General features: G+C 36.5%; 6 protein-coding genes and 2 tRNA genes. 3 read left to right on the top strand and 5 right to left on the bottom strand.

Annotation, left to right across the window (positions count from 1 at the left end):
- Nucleotides 1-241: 241 nt before the first annotated feature.
- The 5 genes from ACTTKV_RS08650 to ACTTKV_RS08670 form a co-directional block, all read right to left on the bottom strand.
- Nucleotides 242-406, bottom strand: coding sequence for a hypothetical protein (locus ACTTKV_RS08650; protein WP_442550171.1), 165 nt, complete (start codon nt 404-406; stop codon nt 242-244).
- Between the two features lie 99 nt (nt 407-505).
- Nucleotides 506-1,210 carry a tyrosine-type recombinase/integrase gene (locus ACTTKV_RS08655; RefSeq protein ID WP_442550174.1) on the bottom strand — a complete coding sequence of 235 codons (705 nt, stop codon included), beginning with the start codon at nt 1,208-1,210 and terminating at the stop codon, nt 506-508.
- 220 nt (nt 1,211-1,430) lie between these two features.
- Nucleotides 1,431-1,517 (bottom strand) — tRNA-Leu (locus tag ACTTKV_RS08660).
- A 78-nt stretch (nt 1,518-1,595) separates the two neighbouring features.
- Nucleotides 1,596-1,898 (bottom strand): HU family DNA-binding protein, encoded by a 303-nt coding sequence (locus ACTTKV_RS08665; RefSeq protein ID WP_087583205.1) that lies wholly within the window; start codon nt 1,896-1,898, stop codon nt 1,596-1,598.
- A gap of 123 nt (nt 1,899-2,021) precedes the next feature.
- The gene (locus tag ACTTKV_RS08670) at nt 2,022-2,768 is read right to left on the bottom strand and encodes a YaaA family protein (protein WP_442550172.1); all 747 of its coding nucleotides are present in this window, start codon (nt 2,766-2,768) and stop codon (nt 2,022-2,024) included.
- A 144-nt stretch (nt 2,769-2,912) separates the two neighbouring features.
- Here ACTTKV_RS08670 and flgL point away from each other — a divergent pair, with 144 nt between their 5' ends.
- From flgL to ACTTKV_RS08685, 3 genes are all read left to right on the top strand, one after another.
- The gene (gene flgL / locus ACTTKV_RS08675) at nt 2,913-5,228 is read left to right on the top strand and encodes a flagellar hook-associated protein FlgL (protein ID WP_442550173.1); all 2,316 of its coding nucleotides are present in this window, start codon (nt 2,913-2,915) and stop codon (nt 5,226-5,228) included.
- Nucleotides 5,229-5,370: 142 nt separating this feature from the next.
- Entirely contained in the window at nt 5,371-7,452 is a 2,082-nt protein-coding gene (locus ACTTKV_RS08680; protein WP_442550175.1) for a DNA translocase FtsK 4TM domain-containing protein, read from the top strand.
- A gap of 107 nt (nt 7,453-7,559) precedes the next feature.
- Nucleotides 7,560-7,634 (top strand) — tRNA-Gln (locus ACTTKV_RS08685).
- Nucleotides 7,635-7,713 lie beyond the last annotated feature (79 nt).

Below are 7,713 nucleotides of genomic sequence, written 5' to 3' on the forward strand. Positions count from 1 at the left end.
AAAAATAACCCAATCCCCGCTCCTTAGCATCGGCGTCATGCTCTCGCCCTCTACCTCCATGCTGCCCAGGTTTTTGCCTGGCGGGACTTTAAAGAAGGCCTTGGCAATCGGCATCAGCTCGCCCATTTGGTAGCTCCTCACGGACTCTAGCTCGTTACCGTCGCCCGCGCTTGCTTTAACGGAGATCGTTTTGCGGATAAAACAGAGATCGGCATCGTCCAAATTTTGATGACTACTGTTTTTATATACTAATTTTTAATAAGTATTTTGTGGGTATTTTTCTATCTTTTCTCCAAGCTACTATTGCCGAATTGCTACTTAACACAAGTTTTTTAGATGGCTGATTATCGTTTACGGCGCCGAAATAATCATATAATTCTTGCATTTGCTCATCAAAAGCATCCATTTTATCCCTTTCTCTAATACTTAGAAAAATTTAGTATAATCCAAATATCAATTAGGCGATTATATCAAAAAGGGCAAAAAATGAAACTTCAAAATACTATTAAGCTCTTGAAAAGAGTTCGGAGAGGTTAAGGAGCGCGAATGCGGTGCGAACGTTGCCGCTGTATTCGTCTATACTTTGCCAAAGAGCCTTAATATCGGCGTTTTTGGTAAGCGTCGCGTAATTTTTCTCTTTTACTTTTTTAAACGTGAAGCGGTAGTTAATGCTCGCGATCACGTTATGTGGCGCGATATAGTAGGCTGATTGCCAAATTTGATTTAAAAGCAAATAGAGCCGCTTCGTCATCTCAAGGCTGCCCTTGGCCTCTATCTTTTTTAAAATTTCGATGATTTCGGTTACGGTGATGTCCGTAATGCATCTATTTTCAAAAAATGGATAGGCATACATTTCAAGCAGCCTTTTATCTCTGTTCAGGGTGTTTGGCTCTACGCTAGGGGCTTTTATTTCGAGCCATCTTTGCGCGAATTTTTTAAAATTTGCCTGCTCGTTTATCTCGCTCTCGCGCTTGACGTCGATGCCGTCTCTTAGCTTTTGCTCCAGCTTAAACCTCTCCTCGCGCGCCATTGCCAAACTAAACTCGGTAAAATTGCCCAAATTTAGCCTTTTGATTTTATTATCGGTCGAGCTTTTGTATTCGAGAATATAATATTTACGACCGTCTGGACTCACAAAAATACATAAACCTCTGCCATCGAATTTCTTATAAATCTTATCCTTTGGTTTTAGCGTCCTGATCTCTTCTATCGGTTAGCGGGGGGGGGCGGGTATATTTGGCGTTTTTTACGGAGTCCTTTTGTGCTTTTTTATTTTACTCCGTTATTATTTAGTAAAAAATGAATATTTGCAAATATATTTTTATATCCTTTGGTATTTTAAAATATACGCAAAAATATCTTTAAAATCCGTCTATATCGGGGATTTTTATACTTTTGGATGTTTTGGGAAGTCTTAAGATTGAGTGTTATGGTGCCCGAGGTCGGACTCGAACCGACACAAGGTTGCCCTTACCAGATTTTGAGTCTGGCGCGTCTACCAGTTTCACCACTCGGGCTAAGTTAAGATTTGAAATTAAAATTGTGTGAAATAAAAAAAAGGGGGGGGGGGAGAGAAAGACTCCCCTAAAAAGAAATTATTTCTTTTTACCTTTTTTAGCAGCACCAGCAGCAACTGCTTCTTTAAGTTTTTTGCCAACTTTGAATTTAACTGCTTTGCTAGCAGGAACATCGATAACTTTTTTAGTTCCAGGAACTCTAGCTTTTCTTGCAGCTCTGTCAGCAGTACTGAAAGTACCAAAGCCTATAAAGCTAATTGTATCGCCTTTTTCAAGAACCGCTTGAATTGTCTCCAAAGTAGCATCAACAACTTTTAGAGTATCTTTTTTTGAAAGACCAGCCTTGTCGGCAACAGCTTGAATAAATTCAGCTTTTTTCATGAACCATCCTTTTAAGAAGTTATGTGGCTATATTACACTCTTTTAAAAAAAAATACAATACTTTTTCCCTAAATTTAGCTCTTTTTTTACATTTTTTTAGCAAAAAAGTTAATTTTTCAACCTTTACTCGCAAATTTCAAACATGAGCTCGGTCTTTGGACCAATCTTTTTCATATCAATAAGCTTTAAATTTTTAAAATTTAAGCCCATTAATTCATCTTTGTTATTTACAAGATTATTTGCGATCTCACGCAAAACATTACCCCTATAAGCTTTTGCGTGATGACTTAGAATTTTTTTATTTTTCATAAAACTAAAAGTTGTGTATTCCTTTTTTATAGTGTAAAATTTTTCATAAAATTTAGCTCTTAGGTCTAAAACTTCATCATTTTGTAAAAATTTATCAACCGCTTTGCTAAAATTTTTATCATAAAAATTAGAAATTTCAAATCCGGCTAGCTTTTCACCTTGTTTTAGCTTGTACTCAGCGATCTCGTCTTTTGCTAAAATCGGCCCAAATAAATTTGAAAAAATCAAAACATTATTATCTATATAGGACTGTGCTTTGTCGCTTAAGCTTCGGTAGTTTAGGTGTTTGTAGGCTACGCCATCGTATCTTAAGATAGCTTTTATCGCTCCTTTGTCAAAGATACTTTTTCTTAGCTCTTTACACTCCTCAAGGTGTTTTAATCCAAAAAGTTTTTTTATTTCATCCAGACTTGCTGTTTTTAAAAACTCATCATATTTGCCCAAAATTTCAGTTCTTTTACTAAAAAACTCAGGAAAAATTAAATTTTTGCCATGAAATTTATCGCTTGTATTTTGAGAAATTTTACTCTCACTTGGAGAAAATAGAATTTTTAATGCCATTTCTTACCTATTTTTATATATAAATTTTTGTGCAGATTATACTATAAAACTTTTTTGCACTAAAAAAAAATAAATTTACACCGATATAAAAGCAAGCGGAATTGTTTTTGCTTAGTTAGAGCGAATAAAAATTTAGGAAAAATTATGAGAATAACAAATCAACTACGATTTAGTCAGACTTTGCACGACTATCAAAAAAATATGGCAGGCGTAAATAAAAGCTATCAGCAACTTACAAATGGTTTGAAAATTCAAGATCCATATGACGGTGCTGCTGTTTATAATGATGCGATGAGACTTGATTATGAAGCAACTGCTCTTACTCAAGTGGTTGATGCCACTGGTAAGTCTGCAAATTTTTCAAAAAATACAGACAATGCATTGCAAGAGTTTGAAAAACAACTAGAAAATTTTAAGACAAAAGTGATTCAAGCGGCTAGCGACGTACATAGCAAAACATCTTTGGAGGCTTTAGCAAATGACCTTCAAGGCATCAAAAATCACCTTGTAAATATAGCAAATACTTCGATAAATGGGCAGTTTTTGTTTTCTGGAAGCGCAGTTGATACAAAGCCGATAGATGGTGCTGGAAAGTATCAAGGTAATCGTGATTATATGAAAACATCAGCTGGTGCACAAGTCGAGCTTCCTTATAATATCCCAGGATATGATCTGTTTTTAGGAAAAGATGGTGATTACAGTAAAATTTTAACTACAAATGTTCGTTTGGCTGATCAAACCAAGACAGATATCGCCTATGCACCAAAATTTTTAAACGATAACAGCAAGATAAAAAATATGATTGGGTTAAATTACGCTAGCGACTCAGTCGTCGGAAGCGATGGCTCTTATAAGGGTACGATCAATCCTGATTATGACTTTTTGGATAACTCAAATTTAAATTTCCCAGATACATATTTTTTTATGCAAGGCAAAAAGCCAGATGGCACGACATTTACTAGCAAATTTAAGATGAGCGCAGATACTACAATGGCTGGACTCATGGAAAAAATCGGCATGGAATTTGGCAATACAAAAACAACAAAAGTTGTTGATGTAAGCATAAATAACGATGGACAATTTAATATAAAAGATCTTACTAAAGGCAATCAAACTATTGATTTTCATATGGTTGCAGCCACTTCTGTGGCAGCAGATCGCGATAATATTGCTCCAAATAATGCACTAGATGCTGTAAATTCTCTTGAAGATCTTGAAACTATGGCAAATGGCGTTCCAAAAACAGTTCATATTACAGAATTTGTAAAAAGTAAATATCTTGACAAAGACGGAAATTTAACAAACGCATTTGACTATGACAAGGTTAGATTTGAGAGAAAGGATAACGAACTAATTGCAAATTTACCACAAGTAGCTAGAAGAACTGGCGAATTTGCAACCGATCAGACAAAGCTAAGTGAAGTCTCCGGTACAAAAGAGAGCTACGATAGAAATTTATATCCAAAAGATGTTGACGCTAGAAAGAGAGAACTTTTTAATATCGACGACCAAGAGATAAAATTACAAGTAAAGTCAATCACTGGTACAAAATATGACATAAAGGTAAAAATGGGTACAGCAGGGGGTACAAATACTCCAGTGCAATTTGAAATAACATCTACACCACCAGGTGGTACGCCTTCTGCAACTAGAAATTTAACAGTCTATAACTCAGATGAGTTTGGAAGTTACAGAACTTACGCTAGCGATTTTACTTATAGACAGCTCATGGATATAGTTGCTATGGCAGCAAGTGATAATATTCCAAATCCTCCACATGCAGAAAATGCAAATTTTGATACAGATATAGAAAAAGTAAAAAGAGATCAAAACTATAATGCATATAAAGAAGCTCTATCAAAAACTAAAGGTGCAGTAGAGACAACTTTAGATGATCGTGGCAGAATGGTTTTAACTGATAAGACAAAATCAGTAACAAACATAGAAGTAACTATGTATGATGCAAAAAATAGCGATAAATTTGATGGAGATAGCACAGGCAGAGATACAGCTGGCAATGCTGGACACGCTCAAGGAAAAGGCTCTGTTTTTAGCTTTAATGAAAATAATGCTTTAACTATTGATGAGCCAAGCACTAGTGTTTTTCAAGATCTTGATAAGATGATAGAGGCTGTTAGAAAAGGATATTATAGAGCTGATGCTGATAATAATGATCCGAGAAACACTGGCATGCAAGGTGCTTTAAAGAGACTAGATCATCTAATAGATCATGCAAACAAAGAGCTTACAAAGATCGGTTCCCAATCAAGACTTTTAACAGCGACAAAAGAACGAGCTGAAGTAATGAAAGTAAATGTACAAACTGTTAAAAACGGTGTAATCGATGCAGACTATGCGGAGTCGTATTTGAGATTTACGCAACTTTCGCTTTCATACCAAGCTACACTTCAAGCAAGTGCAAAGATCAATCAACTAAGTTTACTTAACTACTTAAATTAAAATTATAAATCAGCAGGCCTTGCTTGCTGATTTTTTAAAAATTAAACTCTAGCGTGCTATAATAAGCCTTTTTAACAAAGGATCTAAAATTTTACGACATATATTATTTACTATTTTTGTTTGTATTTTTGTATATTTTGGTATAGCTACAGCTGCTCCCACTGCTGATTTTGTCGGCTCTCTTGGCCAGAGCCTTGGCGTTTTAAATATAAAATGTTTTGGACTTATCGCATATGTTTATCCGTTTTTATTGATTATTTTTGGCTATTTTGTTTATAAAAATTTTAAGAAATTTGACTTTGATTTTGCTCAGTTTGTAATAGGAATTTTCTTATTTTTTATGACATTCTTGATGTTTCAAGCCTTAAGTACATCTGGCGCAAATGCTGGTTTGGTTGGAAGCTTTATAGTCGGCGCATTAAAAGAGGTTATCGGTACTATTGGGACTGCAGTTACTATACTTATGATGTTTATTATTTCACTTGGGCTTGCCTTTAGAGAAAATTTTATTATCGTTTTAAGAAAGGCTTTTGTCGATAGAGAGCCAAAAAGCTACGAGGAGAGCAAAAATTTAAAAGATATAAAACCAAGACAAATCCCAAAGATAGAACGCAAGAGGTCAAAATCTGAAGAGATAAAAGAAGAAGAGCTAATAGACGCTCAGGTGGTAAATGAAGATGAGCAAAATTTAGATGAAGAACTGGAGTCTGAGCCAGTAAAAGAGAGCAAGACATCGACAATCAATGGCATAGAGATATTAAATGAAGTGGCTGAAAACAAAAAGCTACTTGATCAAATAGAGCGAGGCAAGGTCGAAAAACCAAAAGACTTTGTTCTGCCACCACTTAAATTTTTAAACGACCCACCAAAACGCTCGCACAATGTCAATGAAGCCGAGATTGATCAGCAAATTTCAAATTTACTAGATAAGCTGCGTAAATTTAAGATAGATGGCGATGTGGTACGAACTTACACTGGTCCTATCGTCACGACATTTGAGTTTCGTCCAGCTCCGCATATCAAGGTAAGTAAAATTTTGACCCTACAAGATGACCTAGCGATGGCATTAAAGGCTCAAACGATCCGTATCCAAGCGCCGATCCCTGGCAAAGATGTCGTAGGCATCGAGGTGCCAAATCAAAATTTGGAAACAATCTATCTAAAAGAAATTTTAGAGAGCGAGATATTTAAAAACGCTAGCAGCCCACTAACCATGGCTCTTGGTAAAGATATCGTTGGTGCACCTTTTGTGACCGATCTTAAAAAGCTTCCGCATTTACTTATCGCTGGAACTACCGGATCAGGTAAGAGCGTGGGCATAAATGCAATGCTTCTAAGCTTGCTTTACCGAAATAGCCCACGAACTTTGCGTTTAATGATGATCGATCCAAAAATGCTTGAATTTAGTATTTATAACGATATTCCACATCTTCTAACACCAGTCATAACAGAGGCGAAAAAGGCTATCACAGCACTTGCAAATATGGTGGCTGAGATGGAGCGAAGATATAAGATAATGAGTCAAACTCGCACGAAAAATATAGAAAGCTACAATGAAAAGATGAAAAGCGAAGGTGGTGAGCAGTTCCCATACATTGTTGTGATTATCGATGAGCTTGCTGATCTTATGATGACTAGTGGGAAGGATGTTGAGCTCTATATTGGACGCTTAGCGCAAATGGCAAGGGCTAGCGGTATTCACTTGATAGTCGCCACTCAGCGCCCAAGTGTCGACGTCGTGACCGGGCTTATCAAGGCAAATTTGCCAAGCAGGATAAGCTACAGAGTCGGGCAAAGGATCGATAGTAAGGTTATTCTTGATCAAATGGGTGCCGAGAGCTTGCTGGGGCGCGGTGATATGTTATTTACACCTCCTGGAAGTCCTGGAGTGATCAGGCTGCATGCGCCTTTTGCGAGTGAAAAAGAGATAGAGACGATCGTAAATTTCTTAAAAGAGCAACAAGAAGTTATCTACGACGAGAAATTTTTAGTAGAAGAAGGCTCTAGCGGAAGTGTGGCTGCTGGATCACTAGGAGAAGATGAGCTTGATGAGCTTTATGAAGAGGCAAAAGAGATCATCTTGAGCGAGCAAAAAACTTCAATAAGCTACTTACAAAGACGTCTAAAAATAGGCTATAACAAAGCAGCAAATATAATTGAACAAATGGAAAAAATGGGTGTTTTAAGCCCAGTGAATGCAAAAGGGCAAAGGGAAATTTTATAGCTGAAGATGTAATTTGTTTTAAATTTAGAATTTTAATTTTTTATTAAAATTCTAAAAAGTCTTGACAAAGCACATTAAAATCTATATAATTACAACTCTTAAAACATTGGGGTATCGCCAAGCGGTAAGGCAACTGGTTTTGGTCCAGTCATCCAGAGGTTCGAATCCTCTTACCCCATCCACTTTTAAATCCAAAATAATACTTGTCGCGGAGTAGAGCAGTGGTAGCTCGTCGGGCTCATAACCCGAAGGTCGGCGGTT

It is taken from the genome of Campylobacter sp., assembly GCF_052169515.1.
GTDB lineage: Bacteria > Campylobacterota > Campylobacteria > Campylobacterales > Campylobacteraceae > Campylobacter_A.

Excerpts from the sequence above, each read along its gene's own strand:
- ACTTKV_RS08650 (WP_442550171.1), bottom strand. The coding sequence starts at position 406 with ATGGATGCTTTTGATGAGCAAATGCAAGAATTATATGATTATTTCGGC.
- ACTTKV_RS08665 (WP_087583205.1), bottom strand. The coding sequence starts at position 1,898 with ATGAAAAAAGCTGAATTTATTCAAGCTGTTGCCGACAAGGCTGGTCTT.
- ACTTKV_RS08670 (WP_442550172.1), bottom strand. The coding sequence starts at position 2,768 with ATGGCATTAAAAATTCTATTTTCTCCAAGTGAGAGTAAAATTTCTCAA.
- flgL (WP_442550173.1), top strand. The coding sequence starts at position 2,913 with ATGAGAATAACAAATCAACTACGATTTAGTCAGACTTTGCACGACTAT.